Source organism: Kaistella pullorum, assembly GCF_014837035.1.
Taxonomy (GTDB): Bacteria; Bacteroidota; Bacteroidia; order Flavobacteriales; family Weeksellaceae; genus Kaistella; species Kaistella rhinocerotis.
This window is the reverse complement of the sequence record NZ_JACSPS010000004.1, coordinates 18,876-41,592: the sequence shown is the minus strand read 5'-3', so window position 1 is coordinate 41,592 and position 22,717 is coordinate 18,876. Positions and strand designations below refer to the sequence as shown.

Below are 22,717 nucleotides of genomic sequence, written 5' to 3'. Positions count from 1 at the left end.
AACGGCGGCACGCACAATGACGAACACACAGGCATTCAGAACAGTTAAGGCAACAGATTCACTCGGTTATACTTATGAAACCGTAGAAAACGACAAGAACGGCGTACGTATTTACACTCTGGAAAACGGACTGAAAGTCTACCTGGCGCAAAATACCGACGCACCAAAAATACAGACGTACATACCGGTAAGGACGGGCAGTAACAACGACCCGGCTGATAATACCGGGCTTGCGCATTATCTCGAACATATGATGTTCAAAGGAACATCGAGACTCGGAACCACTAACTGGGCTAAGGAAAAACCATTATTGGATGAAATTTCGAACCTGTACGAACAGCATAAAGCCGAACAAAATCCGGAAAAGAAAAAGGAAATCTACCGAAAAATAGATGATATTTCGCAGGAAGCCGCCAAATACGCTATCGCGAATGAGTACGATAAGGCCATTTCCTCGCTGGGCGCATCGGGCACGAACGCGCATACCTGGCTTGATGAGACGGTTTATAAGAACAACATTCCGAATAACGAACTTGAAAAATGGCTGAAGATTGAGCGTGAACGTTTTTCGGAAGTCGTGTTGAGGCTGTTCCATACCGAGCTTGAATCGGTTTACGAAGAATTCAACCGTGCGCAGGATAATGACATGCGGTTGGTGCATTATGAACTAATGGACGCGCTTTTTCCCAAGCATCCAAACGGGCAGCAGACCACAATCGGGAAGCCGGATCATCTGAAAAACCCGTCAATGGTGGCAATCCATTCGTATTTTAATACGTATTACGTACCGAATAACTATGCTTTGGTTTTGGTAGGCGATTTAGATTTTGAAAATACTATACAACTTGTCGATCAATATTTTGGCACTTTTAAGTTTAAAGAGTTGCCCGCAAAAACGTCGGTTACTGAAGAACCGATGACGGAAATCGTTGAGCGAACTGTGAAAAGTGCGTCGGCTACGCGTATGCAACTCGCCTGGAGAACAGATTCATACGGAACGCCGAATGCCAGGCTTGCAGAAATAACAGCCAATCTGTTAAGCAATTCCGGTGAATCAGGCCTGATTGATTTAAATATAAATCAGAGCCAGAAAGCGCTGCGTGCCATGGCATATGCGTCGGCATTTAAAAATTACGGCAGCTTCTCGATGGTCGTCATTCCAAAGAGTGGGCAGACGCTGGATGAGGCCAAAAATCTTCTGCTGGAACAGATTGAAAACATAAAAAAAGGCAATTTTGAAGAATGGCTCATTCCAGCGATCGTGAATGACATGAAAATTCACCGCATGAAGTCTTTCGAAACAGCGGATGGCCTTGCAACAGCGCTTTATGGGGCATACATCCATGACAGATCATGGGCTGAGGAGCTGAATGAGATCGCGGCATTTGAAAAGATTTCGAAGGCTGATGTAGTAGAATTTGCCAATGAGTTTTTTAAAGATAACTACGTAGTCATACGTAAAGAAAAAGGCGAGAATGACAAGCTTGTGCGTGTAGAAAATCCCGGTATCACGCCTATAAAACTCAATAAAGAATCGCAGTCACCATTCTTACAGTCAATTTTAGACCAGAAATCAGACGAAATCCAACCTGAATTTGTCGATTACCAAAAAGTGATAAAAACAGAGTGGGTAAGTGGCAAAAAGGTAAGTTTTGTTACCAATAGCTACAATGATGTAGCCCAGGTTTTTTTCATCTATCTATTCGGCACAGATCACGACAGGGAACTCTCACTGGCGACGCAGGTGCTGCATTATCTTGGCACGGATGAACTTTCGGCGGAAGACCTAAAACGGGAGTTGTTCAAACTGGGTATTACCAATGATTTCCGAATCTTACAGGATCAGCTTACCATTTCTCTGGCCGGACTCGAAGAAAATATGCCCGCGGCGATTTCGCTTCTGAAGCACTGGATGCAAAACGCACAGCCTGACCAACAGGTTTATGAAGAAAACGTGCAGACCATTCTGGAAAGCCGTGAAGTTGCCAAAAAAGACAAAGGCCGCATCATGACCGCGCTTACCAATTATGCTAAATACGGCCGCGAGTCCAGATTCCGTGATGTACTTTCGGAGGAGCGTTTGAAGCAAATCAAATCGGCAGACATGACGCAGAAAATCCAGGATTTGCTGCTTATGCCTTATCAAATCTTTTTTTACGGTAATGATTTTGAAAAATTTCAGAAATATGTAGAAGTCTTCATCGAAGAGGAAACCATCGAAATCCCGCCTAGGAAGGTATACCCTGAACCTGCAGCCGAAGGAATCGTTTACTTCACGCCGTATGATATGGTGCAGACCGAAATGAGCCGTGTGGCAAAAGCCGGCAATGTAAACCTGAAGAATATGGGTAAAATAAACGTTTTCAACGAATATTTTGGCCGCGGACTGTCGTCCATCGTTTTCCAGGAAATCCGCGAAAGCAAAAGTCTGGCCTATTCAGCGTATGTGTATTACGCGCCCGCTTCGGAAATTGGCAGACCAGATTATGTCACCACTTACATTGGAACTCAGGTTGATAAACTGGCGCAGGCCATCGATTCAATGGATGAACTCATGACTGTTTTCCCCGAAGTTCCGGCCCAGTTTGAAAATGCGAGAACAGCAGCGCTGAAGCAGATCGCCGCGGGCAGAATCAACAGGACAACCCTTTTTTTTAATCTTTTGAATCTGCAGAAATTAGGTGTAGATTATGATGTGCGTAAGGATCTGTATGCGGAAATCAGTTCGCTTAGCCTTTCAGATGTAGCGCAGTTTTACAACGAACACATGAGACCATTAAAGTTTAATACGGCGCTTATCGGCAAAAAAGAAAATCTGGATATGGCTGCGCTTGCGAAACTCGGCACATTGAAGGAATTAAGCCTGCAAGAGATTTTCGGATATTAGACCTTTAGCCATTAAGATCGTGAAAAGAAATCGTTTATGACTTTTTTAAATGACTTATGTTGATTTAACTAGTTAATTTTTGGGTGAAATAACGGCAGATAATTACGCGAGATTTACGAAGTTTGCTATTCCAAATCTGATCACCATAACCATGAAAACTACAAAACTCCGGCATTTGCCGGAGTTTTGGTTTTAAGTAAAATGTATGGTCTATTTCACGACCTTCATTTCGTTGATCAGCCATTTGGCATCCGCATATTTATCGATGATGAACAGAATATACTTCGTGTCCACCATGATGTTACGGCTGAAACGCGGATCAAAGTTGATGTCGCTCATCGTGCCCTCCCACTGACGGTCAAAATTCAGTCCGATAAGGTTTCCGTTCGCATCCAGCGCCGGGCTTCCGGAGTTTCCGCCCGTTGTGTGGTTGGTCGCCGTGAAATTCACAGGAACGTCGCCGGTTTTGTCCTTGTATATCCCGTAATCTTTCGTGTTGTAAAGATCAATGAGTTTTTTCGGTACATCAAATTCATAATCGCCAGGCACATATTTCTCCATGATCCCTGAAAGATGCGTTTGATATCCGTAATAAACCGCATCACGCGGATTTGAACCTTTAATTTGACCGTAGGTTACACGCAAAGTAGAGTTCGCATCCGGGAAAAACTTGCGGTCTTTGTCCGTTTCCATCTGCTGTGCCATGAATTTTTTCTGTAGCACGTCAATCTGGTCCTGTAGGGGTGCAAACTTGCTTTCTGAAGTTGCCATATACGTTTCGCGCATTCCGGCAGCCAACTGTATGATCGGATCATTTTTTAAAGCTTTCATAAGCTCCGCAGAATTTGCAAAAACTTTATTGATATCCGCAGATGCAGTGGCTCCGTCCAGTGCATGACGCCCGGTGACAACCGAATTTTTTGACCAGTTTTCAATTGCGGTCAGGTTTTTATTTTCATCAGCAAACTGATCGAAATTGGCAGGTAAAAATGCTTTCGGCGTTTTATTGGCGTAGAGAGCCAGCAGTTTGGCCGTCACTTTTGCATCCAGTTCCGCATCATAGTCTTTGTAGAAGGACTGAAGTCGGTTTGTAAATGAAGTTTTGGTTTTTTCGTCCATCTTTCCCGCCTCTACATTCTGCATGAAGTTGAGATAAAGATTTGCCAAGGTCAGTGTTTCGGCGTTACGTATTACTTCGCTGTAGTAGGCGCGGTTCAGCGCATAAGGCGCCTGCTCCGTGTACAGACGGTTCAGCTCATCAATGGTTGGTTTTATCTGCGCGTTTTTAGCGACTAAGCTTTGCTCGTACTGTTTCTTTTTTCCTACAGCATCAGATTTTTTCAAGCCTTCCACCTCGCCAATCCATTTTTTCCAGTAATTAGCCACAGAAGCATATTTTGAAGCATATTTAATGCGCGTTTCGGCATCTGCACGCATTTTTTCGTCTAAAGTTTTCAGTGCCACTTCACGTACTGAGATCATCGCAGGATCGGTATCCGTCATTACTTTTTCTACCGCAATTGCCGGAAGGTATTCCGTAGTTCTGCCCGGGAAGCCGAATACGAACGTGAAATCGTTCTCGTTTTTATCTTTAATGGAAACAGGTAAAAAATGTTTTGGCTTGTAAGGTACATTGTCTTTCGAATATTCCGCGGGCCTGTTGTTTTTGTCCGCATAGATTCTGAACATCGAAAAATCGCCCGTGTGGCGCGGCCAAACCCAGTTGTCGGTGTCTGAACCGAACTTGCCGATGCTGGAAGGCGGGGCACCCACCAATCTCACATCCTTATAAGTATCGATTACGTAAGCATAATATTTATTGCCATAATACATCGGTCTGATCACCACTTTCTGCCACGGCTCCAGTTTGAATGTCGCTTTTACACGCTCGGTATTTTTATCAATAAGTGCTTGCGCCGCCGGCGCGTCAAGATCTTTCGTTCCTGCAAGCACCTGGTCTGTCACTTCTTTGATATCTGCAATGAAATCTACGGTTACACCCGGATTCGGAAGTTCACCCGACATGTTTTTTGCCCAAAAACCATCCGTCAGATAGTCATTCTGCACGCTCGAATGCTTTTGAATTTGCCCGTATCCGCAGTGGTGATTGGTAAGTAAAAGTCCCTGTGGTGAGATGATTTCTGCAGTACAGCCACCGTTAAACTGCACGACAGCGTCTTTAATGCTTGGTTTCGATGGATCAAATATCTGTTTAGCGGAAATCTTCATTCCCAAATCCTTCATTTCCTTCTCATTCAGTTCGGTCGGAATCCACATTCCGCCATACTGCTGGCCAAATGCCATCACAGCGGGAAAAATTATTGCAGCAAGCAATAGATGTTTTCTGTTCATTCTAGTAAAATTTGGTCTAAAAATAGAGATTTTTAGGCGAATAAAAAAAGCACGCAACTGCCATGGGACAATAAGCTTGAATTGTGGAAGAGGGACTGCAAGTGCGCCCGATCGCTGTAGGTTCGCGTGGCATTACTTTTGACGTGCTGAGATTTGACATTAAACATTGAAAATATGCTATTATTAGCTGAGCAGCTACTTTGGTTATTCCTGCTTGCGATACCCATTGCCTGCATTGCCTGGACGGTAACACACGAAGAAATATTCCGGGAACCGCGGGAATACTGCGTGAAGCGTTCGCAGGAAAGTGAGAAACTTTATCAGCGCAAATTTTTCTATCTGTTCACGTGCGAATACTGTTTCAGCCACTACGTAACGGCGTTTTTTCTGATTGTTACTAAATATAGGCTGCTTTTCGATGACTGGCGGGGCTATCTGATTTCATTCTTTGCACTGGTGTTTTTGGCTAACGTTTACATGAGTCTTTTTGCGCTGCTTAGGCAGAATCTAAAGGTTGAAAAATTGGAAGCCAAATTAAAAGACAACGAGTGGCATGAAGTGAAGGAAGAGATAGAAGCGGAGAAAAAATAATGGACTTTTAGTTTTAAACAATAAAAATAAAGATATGGACAACACGGAAAGACTTGAAAAGTACGAGTATGATGATTACACGGTAGTTACCAACTTCGAAACTTACGAACAGGCTGAAGAGTACGCACGCCAGCATAATTCTGAACTTATTGAAGTCGGTTTCACGGACGGTTCAGACAACCCGATGCCTGACACGACGGGTAATTTAATCGCAGAGCGTAGAACTTTTAAAGTTGGCCTCGATAAAGAATATCAGGTTTATTACTCGCAGGATGAAGGATTTCAGGCGATGGCCGAGCAGGTTTTGGAAGAACTGAAGAAAAAAGAAGACGACGATACGCCTGAAGATTGGCTTGCAGACCAAAACATTGCGCCACGGGACCGCATCATCATCATTAAAAACGGCGAAGTTAACACAGTGACCACGCGTGAAAGAATCAAATTTTTAATGCGCGGAAGCCTGTACGAACTTGCTGTGAAAGTTCCGAAGACCGACTAAGGACGAAGTAGGCAATCTCGTTTTTTAAAATTTTTTTCAACTCATAAATTCCGCAAAACCGCTTCCGGAGCTTTGCGGTTTTTGCTGTTTAGAATTACTGTTTTTAAAGCAAAATTGCGTGGTACGGGTTCTGTTATTAATTAGAAGTCGATCCAGAGTAGCATTTAGCTTAAAATTAAATATATTTGAAGAAGCAAGCCTGAAGCTTCTTTTCTCATGTAAAACCTTTCCCAAAACGCGCCTATTATGGACAAAGTGCTGCCATTCTCCCTTTTTACGGACCATGATGTTTATCTGTTTCGCGAGGGCAAACATTTCAGGCTTTACGACAAATTCGGGGCACATACAATTGAACATGACGGCGTAAAAGGCTCCTATTTTGCGGTCTGGGCACCCAATGCCGAGGAAGTATCCGTGATAGGGACGTTCAACAACTGGAACAGCGAATCGCACAAACTTTTACCGAGATGGGATGGTTCCGGAATTTGGGAAGGTTTCATCGCCCATATTGCTTGGGGAAACCTTTATAAATACGCGATTCGTAGCAATAGGGATGTGCTTCTCGAAAAAGGCGATCCGTTTGCTTTGGCCTGGGAGCAGAACGTGCAGGCTGCATCCGTGGTTTCCACCACATGGTTTGACTGGAAAGACCGGGAATGGATGCGTAAGAGGAAGAAGAACAACAGTCTGAAATCGCCCATTTCGGTGTACGAAATGCACTTGGCTTCCTGGATGCGCGGCACCACGGACCCCGAAAGATTCTTCAGCTACCGCGAAATAGCCGAGCGCCTGGTGCCTTACCTCAGGGAGATGAACTTTACGCATGTAGAATTCATGCCTGTGATGGAATACCCTTATGACCCGAGCTGGGGCTATCAGGTCACTGGTTTTTACGCTGCTACTTCGCGCTTTGGTTCACCACAGGATCTGATGTATTTAATTAACGAGCTTCACCGCCATGAAATCGGCATAATCCTCGATTGGGTACCGTCTCATTTTCCTGGCGACGCAAACGGGCTGCATTATTTTGACGGGACTTACCTTTATGAACACGAGGATCCGCGCAAAGGATTTCATCCCGAATGGAAATCGCATATTTTTAATTACGGCCGACCGGAAGTAAGGTCATTTTTAATTTCAAATGCCATGTTTTGGCTGGACCGTTATCATGCGGACGGCCTCCGCGTGGATGCGGTAACATCGATGCTGCATCTTGATTATGCTCGGAATGAGGGCGAATGGGAGCCCAATGCCGAAGGTGGGAATGTCAACCTAGAAGCATTGAAGTTCCTGCAGGATTTTAATACCGCGGTTTATAAGGGATTTCCGGACGTGATGACTATCGCCGAAGAGAGTTCAGACTTTCCGATGCTTACAAAACCTGTGCATGACGGCGGTGTAGGTTTCGGGATGAAATGGATGATGGGCTGGATGCATGATACTTTAAAATATTTCAAGGAAGACCCGCTCTTCCGAAAATATGAGCACAACAAGATCACCTTTTCGTCCATGTACGTGTACAACGAAAATTACATGATGCCGCTTTCTCACGATGAGGTTGTGCATGGAAAATCGAGCCTGATCTACAAGATGCCGGGCGACGAGTGGCAGAAATTTGCAAATCTCCGTGCACTTTACACCTACATGTACACGCATCCGGGCGCAAAACTGCTTTTCATGGGTGGCGAATTCGGCCAGACCGGCGAATGGAATTTTACACGCTCGCTTGATTGGCATCTTCTTGAACATTCGGTTCACAAAGGTCTGCAGGAGTACGTAAAAGAACTGAACAGGCTGTACAGAACCGAAACTTCGCTGTATGAAAATCAGTTTGACAGAAGTGGTTTTGAATGGGTGGAAGCGAACGATGACAACAATTCTGTATTCGTTTATTTAAGAAAGGGCAGTGCGGAAAATGACATGACGATGATCGTCTTGAACCTGACTCCGCGCGTTTTCGATTATAAAATAGGAGTTGATGAAGGCACGAACTGGGAAGTGATCTTGAACTCCGATGACAAAAAGTTTGGTGGAAGTGGAGTTTTTCCCGAAATTTTAGATGAAGAAGATGACGAATGGATGTACAGACCAAATTCATTGGTTCTAAGGTTGCCACCATTGGCCGGCGTGGTCTTAAAGCAGAAAAAATAGTTTAAGCCCACATTTTGGTCTAAATAAAAAATTTTTAAATCTGGCCCTATGAAGATAATCAATCTTTCGATGGAGTGTTATCCGGTTGCTAAGGTCGGCGGCCTGGCAGATGTGGTAGGCGCTTTACCAAAGTATTTGAATAAGATTGAAGGAATATCAGCTTGCGTCGTGATGCCTTTTTATGACCGTAGTTTTGTGCATCAGCATGAATTTGAAATCGTTTTTGAAGGACAGATTCGTCAGAACTACCAGCATTTCAACGTCCAAGTACTCAAAGAAAAGAACGATGTCCTGGGATTTGAACTATTCCTTGTCAAAGTTCCGGGGCTTCTAGACCGTGAAAATCCTTATGGCTATTGGGATGAAAGTCAGCAGTTCCTGGCGTTTCAGCACGCTGTGCTGCATTGGCTGACCGCGCAGCAAATTCGCCCCGATATTCTGCATTGCCATGATTATCACACCGGTCTCGTACCTTTCATGATTGAAAACTGCCCGGAATTCGGCTTTTTGCAAGGTGTGAAAACCATCGGCACCATTCACAACGGCGAGTATCAGGGACAGATGAAATGGGAAATGGCCGATTATTTCCCGTGGTACCGCAGTGAAAATGCCGGATTGCTCGATTGGGACGGCGTCATCAATCCGCTTGCAGCGATGATCAAATGCTGCCACGCTTTCAATGCGGTTTCGGAAGGATATCTGCACGAACTTTTTCAGCATTTTCGGGGTCTTGAGCGCCTGGTACAACAGGAACATGCTAAGGCTTTCGGCATTATCAACGGGATTGATACAGAAGTCTGGGATCCGGCAACCGATGAGTTTCTGGACTTTAATTTTAATAATGAAAATGCACTCCAAGGTAAATCTGAAAATAAAAAAGCGCTTTGTCACGCTTATGGTCTGAATCCTGACTTGCCTCTGTTCAGTTTTATCGGTCGCTTTGCCGGTGAAAAAGGCGCAGACCTTTTGCCGGAAATTGTGGCGAAGGCAATACAAAGTACCGGGGGCGCGCTGAATATCATGATTCTTGGTTCCGGCGACAAGCGGATCGAGTTTGAACTTACAGAACTGAATAAGACGTTTGACAATCTCGCACTTGAACTCGGCTACAAAGAATATCTTTCGCATAAGATCTATGCGGGCGCTGACTTCCTGCTGATGCCTTCACGGGTGGAGCCCTGTGGCCTGAACCAAATGTATGCGATGCGGTACGGCACCGTACCGGTTGTGCGCTACACCGGAGGTCTTCGTGATACCGTGAATGATATATCACGCGGCGGCAGCGGACTTAATTTTGGAAGTGCAACCGCTGAAGACGTGACTCACGCGATCCACCGGGCGCTTCACATTTATTACGAGCCCGGCATGATGGGTGATTTGGTGCATTCCAACATGAAATTCGATTTTTCCTGGGACAGCTCTGCCTTACGTTATCTGGATTTGTACCGGCGGTAGGAAAGCTTTTCACTGATTTTCTCCTAGGTATTAATTTCTTCAATTTTTATTACAGATCTCTCCGCGAAACTGCGCAGTTTCTGCATTTCGGTGCGCGCTTTCCTTTGGCCAAAGAGTGACGCCAAATAGGTGAGTACCAACAGAAAAACCGTGATGAAAGATGCAGTGAGTGCCCACGGGAAATCATCGCTGCCGATTTGTCGTTCAACAAACCAAATGGTAATGAAGACCATCCAAAGGATTGAAAGTACAAAATAGATGAACATAAAGAAAGTCCAGACCGCCGAACTTGGCCCGAAAATACCACGGACTGTCGTGATATTTTCGCCGTCTTCACGCTCGGCGCGCAGCGCTAAATTTGGTTTCCAGTAATCATTTTCTGTTGTCTTTACGGTGATTATGGCGGTTTCGGAATTAATCACACCCGAAAATTCATCTGAGTTTTCCCCAAGGAAGTTTCGCAGGTACGCTGTGTATTGCTGCGGACTGATATCCGTATACATCTTGAAACGCGGCCGCGAACGGATGCTGTCGAGCGTAGATTCCTCAATTTTCATCTCGGTAGGGAATGGGATCGATCAGTTTTATTGAAAAATCAAATTGCTGTCCCTTACGGTCAACTTTCAGTGTCAATCGTGTCCCGTCCGGTGCTTTCAGCAATTGATTGATTTGTGGCAGTGTCATATTCCCGACTTTCTGATTGTTTATCCGGAGCAGTTTATCGCCTTTCAGCAGGCCGGCCTCACTGCACGGCGAATCATTACGGCAACCCGCGACGGAATATTTCGGTCTGAGGACAAAATTATAGCGGAACCCTTCACGGGCGTCATACACTTTGATGCCGTCCGGATCGCTGCCTTTCTTGGTGGTTTCTACGCGCACAAGATCACTTTCCCAGGTTGCGCCATCGTGCTGTATGTCAAGCCCGGTTTTATTTATCTGAAAAAGATCGTTAAAATGCCGGTTCTTTTTAAGTAAAATCCTGCTTCCGGGATAATCAAATATCACTGTAAAACGCCGTAAAATCTCACTGCCGACAGAACCTTTGCGATCCGGCACAAGTTTCAGATTTTGGATTGAATATTCGTCTGGCATGGCCGCAATGGGTTTTTCAAAGGTAAATTCGCCCAGATACAGCCTGTGGATCCGGCTTCTTTTACCAAAGATATCACCATTGAAGCCCTGTCCGAGATAATCGTAAATGTTCGGTCGGTTGTACACAAAATTATCGATTAGTTTTGGGAATAGCCATACGGCGTCACTGTTACCGAGGTCTATGAGCATTTTAGAATCCCTCTTCTCGTCTTTCTGTTCTATACCAGCCGTGATGTATGGTTTATTACCTTCAATAGACAGCGGAAACTCCGTGAATTTTTTAAATTTTCCTGCGCTTGCGGTACTTTTCGGAAAGACTGTCAGTTTTTTAGCCATAAAATCTATCTGCACCGCATGATTCGCAAAAAACTGATAGCCGATGATACCATGCACCGGAATTCCCACGTGCGAGGAAAAATTGATGCTCTCATCCAGGATGATGAAAACTGTATGTTTTGGATCGCTGAAACCTTTGCCGATGGTCATTGTATTATTGTCGGAGCGCAAACCTTCAATATTTTTGGTTTCACCAAGGCCTGAAAATTTTATTTTTTCGATATCGTTGAAATTTACCTCGCGTTCGTCAAGGCTGAACAAAATCGTTTCATTCACACCCGAGTCGAGCAGGAAAGTGAGATCTACGCCATTGATCTGTACCGGTATGAAGATCAGATTATTGATAAATTTAAACGGAATTGTCGCTTTCTTACCGCCTGCAAGACCAAAACCCTGCTGCGAGTGAAGTAGGGTGGTGACCAACATAAAAATAGAAACGAAAAATTTCATTATTTGAAGTTACAATTTTTTGCCTTTCTGCAACGGTATTTCATGAAAAAGCAGGGGGTGTGGAGCTTTAAATATTATAAATTTGTGATATGCAAAACCACGAAAAAAGCGAAAAGTTCCGGCAGATCGTCGAGAATAAATTCCAAATCTACAATTCACTCTTCATGAGTTTACCTTATGATAAGATGAGCAATATAGGTATGTTGCTGCCTTTTTTGTATGAAGAGAGCAAGGCCGGCTATGAGAAAGGGAAGACGCCGGAAGAGATCGTCGAAGAATTTTTTGCCAGCCATACAAGTCTTGAAAGCGAAGAGCAGAAAACGGAGCTTCTTTTCAAGATCATACAGTATATCGAGCGGCAGGTGGTACTTTTTGACAGTATTGAAGATGCCTCGTTTGCTGAGCTGCATCCCGCGGGTGAAAGCGGCACATTGCTCAATCTTTATGACCGTGCCGTACAGCAGGATCTTCTTGCCGCGGTACGGGAAAAAATGAAAGATTTCGGTGTGCGCGTGGTTTTTACAGCGCATCCCACGCAGTTCTATCCCAGTTCTGTGCAGCGGATCCTTCATGATTTGCGTTCCGCTATTATGAAAGATTCAGTAACAGAAATAGATATGCTTTTGCAGCAGCTGGGGAAAACACCTTTCCTGAACCGCGAAAAACCTACGCCCTTTGACGAAGCATTAAGCATCATTTTCTATCTGAGGTATGTTTATTATGATTCGCTGGGAGAACTTTACGCACAAATAAAATACCGGTTTGCTGACAAAGATTTCACTCCGCCACATGATATTTTACAACTGGGGTTCTGGCCGGGCGGCGACCGTGATGGAAACCCTTTCGTGACTGCCGAAACTACACTGAAAGTAGCTGATGAACTGTATTCTTCAGTGCTTAAATCCTATTATGAACATCTGAAAAAGCTGAGACGAAGGTTAAGTTTCAGTGGCGTTTCAGAACTTCTGGCGGCACTGAGCGATGAACTTTACGACGCGATTTTCCGGGAACAGACCATCACTTCAGACCGGATTTTAATGACCGTCAGCGAAGCACAGCAAATTTTACTTCAAAAACACAACGGCCTTTTCAAAGATCTTCTCGATGATTTTGAGGACAGGGTAAAGATTTTCGGAACCCATTTTGCGACACTTGATATACGTCAGGACAGCCGCGTGCACCAAAGCGTGATTGACGAAATCATTAATAAAAAGTCAGGAATGGAGTTCGAAAACATCTCCACAGAAGAAAAACTGCAATGGCTTCTGGAAACGGACACGGTTTTAGATCCTGAAGATTTTGAAGACGTAACGCGGGATACACTCAGAAACATCAGAAACATTAAAGCAATCCAAAAAAAAAATGGCCAGCGCGGACTGAGCCGCTATATCATCTCCAATTCTGACCAGATAAAAGATGTACTGAATGTTTTTGGACTTTTCCGCCTTTGCGGTTACAGCGAAGACGAAATAAATATAGATATCGTTCCGCTTTTTGAGACGATGGAAGGTCTTGATGCAGGCGAGGATGTGATGCGGCAACTTTATGCCCTTCCCGTTTACAGGAAACACCTAGAGCGCCGCGGAAATCAACAGACGATTATGCTCGGTTTTTCAGACGGCACCAAAGACGGCGGCTATCTGAAGGCCAACTGGGAAATTTACGAGACGAAAGAACAGCTTACGAAAGCAGCTGATGAGAAGGGAATCCGTGTAATTTTCTTCGACGGACGCGGCGGCCCACCCGCGCGGGGCGGTGGAAAAACGCACGATTTTTACGCGTCGCAGGGTAAAACGATCGCGAATAACAAAATAGAGATTACCATTCAGGGACAGACAATCACCAGCGTCTTCGGGAATAAGGACCAGGCGAAGTTTAATTTTGAGCAGCTGCTCACGGCCGGTATCGAAAACGATGTCTTTAAAAATACCAAAAAAGATTTAACCGAGGCAGAAAGGAAACTTATCGAAGAACTGGCGGAAATCAGCTTTGAAAAGTATTCCCAACTTAAAGCGCACCCGATGTTTGTGCCGTATCTGCAGGAAATGAGCACGCTTGAATATTACGGGAAAACCAATATCGGCAGCCGCCCGACCAAAAGGGCCGGAAGCAGTGAGCTGAAGTTCGAAGATCTGCGCGCGATTCCGTTTGTGGGTTCGTGGAGCCAGCTGAAACAGAATGTTCCGGGGTTTTTCGGTTTTGGGTTTGCGGTGAATGAACTTAAGAAACAGGGAAGATTTGATGAGGTGAAGGCGCTTTATAAAGGTTCGGATTTCTTCAAAACGTTGGTTTTAAATTCGATGATGAGTATGAATAAATCTTATTTTCCGCTCACGTACTACATGAAAAACAACGAAAAATTCGGTGATTTCTGGACGGTCATTTTCGATGAGTACACGCTTTCGCGCGACCTGATGCTCGAACTCAGCGGTTTCAGGATGCTGATGGAGGAAGAACCGCTTTCAAGGAAATCTGTGAAAATCCGCGAAAAGATAGTGTTGCCGCTGCTAAGTATCCAGCAATTCGCGCTGATGAAAATCCAGAAAGGTGAAGGCAACCGAGATGTGTATGAAAAACTGGTGATGCGCTCGCTGTTTGGAAATATTAATGCCAGCCGGAATTCGGCTTAAAAAAATTAATCCCATGAAATCATCCAACGAACGCGTTTTCAAGATGTCTTTCGCCAGCGTCTATCCGCATTACGTCGCAAAAGCAGAGAAGAAGAACCGCACCAAAGCGGAGCTCGACCAAATTATCTTTTGGCTGACGGGTTATGATGAAGCCGCGCAAAAAAGTATTTTGGCTGACAAAACCAATTTTGAGGATTTCTTCGGCAACGCACCACAATTAAACCCTAATGTTTCGAAAATCACCGGTGTGATCTGTGGCTGCCGGGTGGAGGAAATAGAAGATCCGCTGATGCAGAAAATCCGTTATCTCGACAAGTTGGTTGATGAACTTGCCAAAGGCAAACCAATGGAGAAAATATTAAGAAACTGATTTTTAAAAGTTATAAGTTGAGTTTTTGTAATAAGTTTAAAATCAGAGTTTTAGGTTGTTTATTTTGAATTTTCGTATATTAAGGTCGCTTAGGCAGTTTCAAAAGCTTTAAAAAAGCGGAAAATACAGTTCAAAAATTTACGACATATGAAAATAGGTTTACTCGGATTCGGAAAGACAGGAAAGGCCGTCGCGGCCGTGATTTTACAAAACAAAGAATTCTCGCTGGAGTGGGTTTACAGAAGAACGCCACATCTTGAAGGACGCAATGTGCCGGAATTTCTGGGAATTGAATCTGACCATCCGGGCCGTGTATATTCAGCCGAAACCATCGGGATGTCGGCTTTGCTTGCTCAGCATCCGGTGGATCTGATCATCGATTTCTCCTCAGAAACCGGAATTTATACCTATGGTGAAGCGGCTGCCGAACTTGGTGTAAAAATTATCAGTGCCGTGTCGCATTATAGTGAGAATGAAAAAGAACTTTTGAAAAAACTGGCCGAAAAAACAGTTGTTTTTTGGAGTCCAAACATCACTTTAGGCGTGAATTATCTGCTGTTTGCCGCGCAGTTTCTGAAGAAAATAGCACCGTGGGTGGATATAGAAATTAACGAGGAGCACTTTAAGGAAAAAGTGGGTACATCGGGAACAGCAGTAAAGCTTGCCAAAGCGCTTGAACTTCCGGAAGAAGAAATCAACTCTGTAAGAGCGGGCGGTATTGTAGGTAAGCATGAAGTGATATTCGGCTTTCCGTTTCAGACAGTGAGGCTGATTCACGAATCCATTTCGCGCGAGGCGTTTGGAAACGGCGTGGTTTTCGTGGCACAAAACATTAAGGACCGGGCTGCGGGACTTTATAAATTTGAAGATATCCTACTTCCTTATTTTTCAACGGAGCAAAACTAAATTCTGATCAACATTACGAGTTAAAAAACAAAGACCCTCATGCGAGGGTCTTTCAATTTAGTTTTTAATTATTTTTTCGATGTATTCTTTGGCATCGGTTTTTACTTTAAGAAAGTAAACGCCTTTTGCCACACCTTCGAGCGTGTTCGTCTTTTCGGTTGGCAGCGACTTAATCTTGCGGCCAAGTGTGTCATAAAGTTCAATTGATTTTATTTTTTCGTCCGTCTGTACGCTGAATATGCTCGAGACCGGATTCGGATATACTTTCAACGTTGATTTTACGCCAACGTCGCCTGCCGCCAATAGTGCATCATTCAGGGTTTCGGAAAAGTTCAGGATTCCATAGCCCATTTGGGGTGTAGTAGATGGATATAGTGAGGCGTTTTCGCGGAGCAGTAAACGCAGAAAGTCGTGAGGTTTCGTGGGTTGTGCCTGAAGCAGACATGCCACGCCGCCCGCCGCCAAAGGTGTGGCGAAAGAGGTGCCGCTGCTGGTCGTTGCATTGTTGTTGTATGCCATCGCGGTGCCGGTTCCGCGTGCACTGGCATCGGGTTTTACCACGCCTACAGCATTAGGGCCATACGAGGAGAAACCTGAGCTGGTATTTGTGGAGGTCACCGCGCCTATGGTAAATACTTTCGGGTTGTCAGCCGGAGTGATGATGTATTTCCACGCATTTTGGCCTTCGTTGCCGGCGGCGTTCAGCACAAAAATCCCTTTTTCTGTGGCGATCTGGGCGGTTCTGGCGATAAATGAGGTCTGTCCATCCATGTCGGAGTAAAGTAAATTGTAGCGGCTGTCATCGAAATCATAATAGCCTAGTGAGCTTGAAATCACGTCAACGCCTTTGCGGTCGGCTTCTTCAGCAGCCTCAGTCCAGTAAATTAGTTCTTCAGGATATTCATCGGCCGCATCTTCGGTTGCATACAGGTAAAAATCGGCATCAGGTGCGGAGCCTACATATTGGTTTTGGATAAAGCCGGCGATGACGCCCAAACAGTAAGAACCGTGATTATTTAGCGAAGTGCTGTATATATCCGTGTTTTTGCTGATGAAATTGTACCCGCCTTTGATCTGACCGTTATTCCGGATCCTGGCGTAGGTGCTGCCGGTATTCACGGTCGGAAAGCCGGTGTCGATCACCGCAATGGTGACGCCTGTTCCGGTATATCCGGCGATGTGCAGTGGACGAAGGTTGATTTGGTTGATTTGTGAAAGTCCGATGCCGTAATTGAAATCAGTTTTGCCGACGGTATTATTAAATTCTTCAAATTTATTTACACGCGCCGGATTTTTGCCACCGTTGGGATGCTTGATAAACCTTTCGACAGACTGTACGTAAGTTTGCGCCTGAAGCGTGGCAATCTGTGCAGGTGTCGCGTTCACGGCGACGCCGTTCATCCATTTTGAATAATCAGTTACTGTAAAACCAAGGTTGCGTACATTCTGTATATAAGTCTGTTCAATCGGGGCATCCTGATCATTGAGTGGGATGCTGAGCCGCGCGCGTCTGTCCAGAGACTTTTGCGTGAGTTCGGTAAGGGGGTTTGCATAAAATGCAGCTTTGTTCGGCTTGTCTTTGAAGTAAACAAAAACAAGTTCCGTCTGCGCACTGATAATTAAAAACAGAAACAAAGCGAAAACGGATAAATATTTTTTCATTTGGAAGGAGTTATTAATCTTTCACAAAAATAGATAAAAGCGTATAAAAAATTGTTTTTGCTTTAAGGTTAATTTCAATTAATTCAATGGAAACTTTTAATCATTGATGTTTTAAGAAACGATGTTTTTAAACTTTCAATGTATAAATAAAGAAATTGAGCAGCGAAAACAGCTTGTTTTAATATTTTCCGGTCGAAGTTTAATTTCTTAATTTTGGGATAAATATTTTATATGAAGAAAATACAGATGGTGGACTTGCAGAGTCAGTACTATAAGATAAAGGCAGATGTAGATAACGCGATGCTGGCTGTGATGAATTCCGCGGCATTTATAAACGGACCTGAAGTAAAATCATTCCAAAATGAACTGGAACAGTACCTGGATGTGAAGCACGTTATTCCGTGTGCCAACGGTACAGATGCACTACAGATTGCACTGATGGCGCTGGATCTGAAAGAAGGCGACGAGGTGATAACGGCAGATTTTACTTTTGCCGCCACCGTGGAAGTGATTCACCTTCTTAAACTTAAATCAGTGCTGGTTGATGTAGATTACGATACTTTCACGATAGATACAGAGAAACTGAAAGCCGCGATTACGCCGCGCACGAAAGCCATTATTCCGGTGCATCTTTTCGGCCAGTGCGCAAACATGGAAGAAGTCCTGAAAATTGCAAAACAACACAATCTGCATGTGATCGAGGACAATGCTCAGGCAATCGGCGCTGATTTTACATTTTCGGATAGCACCGTGAAAAAATCCGGTACGATGGGAACAATCGGCACTACTTCCTTTTTCCCCTCTAAAAATCTGGGTTGCTATGGTGATGGCGGTGCACTATTCACCAATGATGATGAACTAGCGCACAAAATCCGCGGAATTGCCAATCACGGTATGTATGAGCGTTATTACCACGATGAGGTGGGTGTAAATTCACGTCTTGACAGTTTGCAGGCCACAGTTTTAAGAAAAAAACTTCCGCTGCTCGACACGTACAATGAAGCTCGCCGCAAGGCAGCAGATTTCTATGATGAAGCTTTTGCAAACCAACCCGGAATCCTTATCCCGAAACGGGCAGATTATACCAGCCATGTTTTCCACCAGTATACGCTGAGGATTCTGGACGGTAAACGTAATGAGTTGCAGGCGTTCCTTACCGAGAAAGAAATTCCCGCGATGATTTATTATCCGGTGGCGCTGAGAAAGCAGAAGGCCTATTTTCAGGAAAGCAACGACGAAGACTTTAAAAATACAGACAGACTTTTGAATGAAGTGATTTCGCTGCCGATGCACACCGAACTCGATGAAGAGCAGCAGAAATATATCACCGATGCCGTGCTCGAATTTTTAGGTAACAGTCAGCAGTAGCGCGCGCTCCAATAACGGTCTTAGACTTCTGTGACTTCATACAACCCAATATTCACCGAATGAAAAAATTTCCTTTACCGGAAAACGAGGAGGAGCGCCTCGAGAAACTGAGTCTGCACAACCTGCTGGATCTCGGAAAATATCCGGACCTCGATGTTTTGGCTCAAAGTGCCGCCTTGCTCACGGACTGTCCTGCATCGCTCATCGCAGTGATGGAGCGGGATACACAGACCGTACAGAGCTGTGTAGGAGTGGATTTCAGTTTTGTGGACCGTCAGAACACCGTCTGCCAATATGCCGTAGCCAGCGGAGAACCTGTAATCATCAATGATACACTGCAGGACGAGCGGTCATCTTCCAATCAATTAATTCTGGAAGGAGGGGTACGCTTTTACGCCGGCATTCCGCTGAAAGATGAGGAGGGATATGTGCTGGGAACGTTATGTGTGATAGATTTTAAGCCTAAAAACCTTCCGCAAAACCAAATAGACGGACTTACCAAAATGGGAGAAGCCGTGTCGCGCATCCTTCTGGCTAAGCGGCGATATGCCCTGGCCGACTATTTCGAGCAACTTTTCATTGTCACCAATAATATCATCTGCGTACTTGATAACGATTTCAATATAAAGATCGTAAATAAATCCTTCGAGCGCAATTTGGGACTTCCGCTCAACAGTGCGGTCGGGGAAAAATTCTGTGATGTGATGAATGAGGCAGATCCCTCGCTTTCGCTTCATTCCGGCATGTTTGCAGACAAAGACGAATATTCTTTCCGCTCAAATAGAGCGCATGAAAGTGGGGATGTTTCGGTAATTGAATGGAGCATAAAACGCAATCCGAAACAAAAGGAAATCTTTTGCTTTGGCCGCAACATTACGGTGATCATCGAAGAGAAGCAAAAACTTCTTCGGTCTGAGCGCCGTTTCCGGTCTTTCTTCGAGAGCGGAATTGGCCTGATGAGCATGCATGATATGGATGGAAATATCCTGGCTGTAAACCAGCGCGGGCGCGAAACGCTCAATTATACCGAAGAAGAAGCGGTAAAACTTAACCTGAAAGACCTCGTGCCGGTTCCAAGCCAAGGCTTCCTTCAGGCCTATTTGCAAAGGATTGCGACCGAAAAGGAAGATTCAGGACTGATGGAACTGCGCTCCAAGGACGGGCAGGATCACATCTGGATGTATCATAATGTACTCGAAATCAATGAAGAAGGTCAACCTTATGTCATCAGCACCGCGCTGAATGTGACGGAAAGGATTTCGATGGAAAAAGACCTTATCTATACCAAAAAAATCCTTGAACAGACGAGTTCCGTGGCGCAGGTTGGCGGTTGGGAGGTCAATCTTGTACAGAATAAAGTCTTCTGGTCTGACGCGACGAAGAAAATTCATGAAGTGGAACGGGACTTTGAACCTGATTTTGAAAGCGCCTTGGGCTTCTATGGGCCGGAAAGTGAAGAGCGGATGCGTGACCTTTTCAGCCGTGCGGTAAATGAGGGAATTTCTTACGATGAAGAACTTGAGTTGCAGCAAAAGAATGGCGAAAAAATCTGGGTGCGCGTTATCGGTATCCCGGAATTTGATGAGGGTATTTGCAAGAAGGTCTTTGGAATCATTCAGAATATAGACCAGCCGAAAAAGACGTATTTGGAACTGGCCAAGAAAGAGGCTATGCTGCAGTCTTTCATCAGCGATGTGCCCGTGGCTGCGGCGATGCTTGATAAGGATCTCAAATTCCTGGCGGTGAGTCAGTGCTGGCTCGAAGAATTTTCATTGAACGCTGACGATATCATCGGAAAGACGATTTTCGAAGCCTCACCTTCAATTCCCGAATACAGGATTCGTATTTACATGGACGCACTGCAGGGCAAATCTTTCAAAGCAGAAGAACTGCTTCTGCCGGTTCCGAATAAGGAGGCGCTGCAGCGCTACAACATGGAGGTGAGCCCCTGGTATCTCTCGGAAGACGAAATCGGCGGTATGATAGTTTCAGCGCAGAATGTCACAGAGCGCGTGAAAACAACGCTGGAGCTGAAGAATGCAAAGGAAATGGCCGACCTCGCAAGTCGTGCTAAATCTGAATTCCTGGCCAATATGAGCCACGAAATACGCACACCGCTCAACGGCGTTATCGGGTTTTCGGATCTGTTGCTGAAGACGCCGCTGAACGAGATGCAGACTCAGTATCTGAACTACATCAACGAGTCCGGAGAAACTTTGCTTAACATCATTAATGACATCCTCGACTTTTCAAAGATCGAATCGGGCAAGATGGAACTTGTGATAGAGCAAAGCTATGTTTATGAGATGGTGAGCCAGGTGATGAATGTGATTCTTTATCAGTCTCAGAAGAAAAATCTGGAACTTTTGATGAATATCGAGCCGGGTCTGCCTGAAATCCTCTTCATCGATGAATCGCGCATCAAGCAAATCCTTATCAACCTGTTGGGTAATGCAGTGAAGTTTACATCTGAAGGCGAGATTGAACTTAAGGTTACAAAGCTGCAGCAGGATGACAAAAACATAAAACTGCGCTTTTCCGTACGTGATACCGGTATCGGGATCCCGCTGGATAAACAGCAGCGCATATTTGATGCCTTCACACAGGAAGACAGTTCCGTTAGCAAAAAGTATGGCGGCACCGGCCTCGGACTTACCATTTCAAATAATATCCTGCAGTATATGAACAGTACACTGTCCCTTACCAGCACGCCCGGTAAAGGTTCGGAGTTCTTTTTCGATATTGAGGTGCCGTACGAAGAAAGTGACGAAAATGATGGCGAAGATATTTCAGATTTAGGTATAAACAGGGTGCTGATCGTAGATGATAACGCGAACAACCGTATGATCCTGCAACATATGCTCGCCTACAAAAATATCGAGTCCCGTCTTGCGGCAAACGGGATGGAAGCCCTGCAGCTGATAATGGCGGGCGAACATTTCGATATAATCCTGATGGACTACCATATGCCGGTAATCTCGGGGCTGGAAACCATCGACAAGATCCGTGCGCTGTACAGCCGCCAGGATGATGTCTCGCCTTTGGTTGTGCTTCATACGTCTTCGGAGGAACATGAAGTGGTAAACACTTTTCGCAAAAATGAAAACAGTTTCTGTCTGTTAAAACCTATCAAATCACGAGACCTGTACATGACGCTTAAACAGGCTGTGAAACAGACCGAACGCAAAGCTGTGACGTCTGACGTGGAAGCACGTTCAAGACCTTCAATAACGGGGCTGAAAGTTTTATTGGTTGATGACAATCCGGTCAATATGGTGCTGAACAACAAAATGATGCAGTCTTTGGTCCCTGATGCTGTCTTTACGGAAGCCGTGGATGGCCAGAAAGCCCTTGAATACTGCCGTACCAATACATATGACCTTATTTTAATGGATGTACAGATGCCGCTGATGGACGGTATCGAGGCCACGAAACAGATCAGGCTGTTACCAAACGGTAAAGACATGGTCATCATCGGTGTGACGGCCGGAAATGTAAAGGGCGAAAAAGAAAAGTGTCTGGCCGCGGGCATGGATGATTTCCTTACAAAGCCCCTGCGCAGCGCAGATCTCATGGAAGCCCTGAAGAAGCATCTTTTCACTGAAAATGATGAATCAGAAGGTATCACCAATCCTGAGCTGTATCTCGACATTAAACATCTTGAGCAGCAGGTGGGTGATGATGCTGAATTCCGGGAAGTATTCCTCACACTCGTCATACAGCAGCTGGAGGTTTCGCGAAAAGAACTCGCCGAAGCGATTGACAGAAACGATTTGGCAGAGATGAAAAGGCTTTTACATAAACTAAAAGGGACAAGTGGTACCTCAGGTTTGTTTAATCTGGCTGATACCGCGGCGAAGTGGGAAAACAGGATGGAGCGTAACCCCGATCTGGATGCCCTGCGAAACGAAATAAACAGCGCCATTGGCACAGGCTTGGCACTCGTAAATAAATTGATTGACTAA

At 44.9% G+C, this 22,717-nt stretch carries 14 protein-coding genes; 10 read left to right on the top strand and 4 right to left on the bottom strand.

Annotation, left to right across the window (positions count from 1 at the left end; genetic code table 11):
• The first annotated feature begins 16 nt into the window (after positions 1-16).
• Complete coding sequence (locus H9628_RS10535; protein ID WP_251834107.1) at positions 17-2,887, top strand: M16 family metallopeptidase; 2,871 nt, start codon at positions 17-19, stop codon at positions 2,885-2,887.
• Between the two features lie 210 nt (positions 2,888-3,097).
• Here H9628_RS10535 and H9628_RS10530 read toward each other — a convergent pair whose 3' ends face one another.
• Positions 3,098-5,239 (bottom strand): S46 family peptidase, encoded by a 2,142-nt coding sequence (locus H9628_RS10530; protein ID WP_251834106.1) that lies wholly within the window; start codon positions 5,237-5,239, stop codon positions 3,098-3,100.
• Positions 5,240-5,413: 174 nt separating this feature from the next.
• On the opposite strand from H9628_RS10530, the gene H9628_RS10525 reads away from it, so the two are divergent.
• The 4 genes from H9628_RS10525 to H9628_RS10510 all read left to right on the top strand — a co-directional run bounded on the left by H9628_RS10525 (position 5,414) and on the right by H9628_RS10510 (position 9,935).
• On the top strand, positions 5,414-5,830 hold the full coding sequence (locus H9628_RS10525) for a hypothetical protein (RefSeq protein WP_251834105.1): 417 nt from the start codon (positions 5,414-5,416) through the stop codon (positions 5,828-5,830).
• A gap of 34 nt (positions 5,831-5,864) precedes the next feature.
• The gene (locus tag H9628_RS10520; protein WP_251834104.1) at positions 5,865-6,329 is read left to right on the top strand and encodes a hypothetical protein; all 465 of its coding nucleotides are present in this window, start codon (positions 5,865-5,867) and stop codon (positions 6,327-6,329) included.
• A gap of 246 nt (positions 6,330-6,575) precedes the next feature.
• Positions 6,576-8,480, top strand: coding sequence for a 1,4-alpha-glucan branching protein GlgB (glgB, locus tag H9628_RS10515; RefSeq protein WP_251834103.1), 1,905 nt, complete (start codon positions 6,576-6,578; stop codon positions 8,478-8,480).
• Between the two features lie 48 nt (positions 8,481-8,528).
• The gene (locus tag H9628_RS10510) at positions 8,529-9,935 is read left to right on the top strand and encodes a glycogen synthase (RefSeq protein ID WP_251834102.1); all 1,407 of its coding nucleotides are present in this window, start codon (positions 8,529-8,531) and stop codon (positions 9,933-9,935) included.
• Between the two features lie 23 nt (positions 9,936-9,958).
• Here the strand turns inward: H9628_RS10510 and H9628_RS10505 are convergent, their stop codons facing one another.
• Both H9628_RS10505 and H9628_RS10500 read right to left on the bottom strand, forming a co-directional pair.
• Complete coding sequence (locus H9628_RS10505) at positions 9,959-10,492, bottom strand: hypothetical protein (RefSeq protein WP_251834101.1); 534 nt, start codon at positions 10,490-10,492, stop codon at positions 9,959-9,961.
• Positions 10,482-11,816 carry an aspartyl protease family protein gene (locus H9628_RS10500; protein WP_251834100.1) on the bottom strand — a complete coding sequence of 445 codons (1,335 nt, stop codon included), beginning with the start codon at positions 11,814-11,816 and terminating at the stop codon, positions 10,482-10,484. Before H9628_RS10500 ends, H9628_RS10505 begins: the two co-directional genes overlap by 11 nt.
• Positions 11,817-11,905: 89 nt before the next feature.
• Between H9628_RS10500 and H9628_RS10495 the strand changes: the two genes are divergently transcribed.
• From H9628_RS10495 to H9628_RS10485, 3 genes are all read left to right on the top strand, one after another.
• Positions 11,906-14,446, top strand: a complete 2,541-nt coding sequence (locus H9628_RS10495) for a phosphoenolpyruvate carboxylase (RefSeq protein ID WP_251834099.1) — start codon at positions 11,906-11,908, stop codon at positions 14,444-14,446.
• Positions 14,447-14,459: 13 nt separating this feature from the next.
• Entirely contained in the window at positions 14,460-14,816 is a 357-nt protein-coding gene (locus tag H9628_RS10490) for a DUF2200 domain-containing protein (protein ID WP_251834098.1), read from the top strand.
• 147 nt (positions 14,817-14,963) lie between these two features.
• On the top strand, positions 14,964-15,722 hold the full coding sequence (locus H9628_RS10485; protein WP_251834097.1) for a 4-hydroxy-tetrahydrodipicolinate reductase: 759 nt from the start codon (positions 14,964-14,966) through the stop codon (positions 15,720-15,722).
• 57 nt (positions 15,723-15,779) lie between these two features.
• Here H9628_RS10485 and H9628_RS10480 read toward each other — a convergent pair whose 3' ends face one another.
• Positions 15,780-17,384, bottom strand: coding sequence for a S8 family peptidase (locus H9628_RS10480; RefSeq protein ID WP_251834096.1), 1,605 nt, complete (start codon positions 17,382-17,384; stop codon positions 15,780-15,782).
• 231 nt (positions 17,385-17,615) lie between these two features.
• On the opposite strand from H9628_RS10480, the gene H9628_RS10475 reads away from it, so the two are divergent.
• On the top strand, positions 17,616-18,752 hold the full coding sequence (locus H9628_RS10475) for a DegT/DnrJ/EryC1/StrS family aminotransferase (RefSeq protein ID WP_251834095.1): 1,137 nt from the start codon (positions 17,616-17,618) through the stop codon (positions 18,750-18,752).
• Between the two features lie 59 nt (positions 18,753-18,811).
• On the top strand, positions 18,812-22,717 hold the full coding sequence (locus tag H9628_RS10470) for a response regulator (RefSeq protein WP_251834094.1): 3,906 nt from the start codon (positions 18,812-18,814) through the stop codon (positions 22,715-22,717).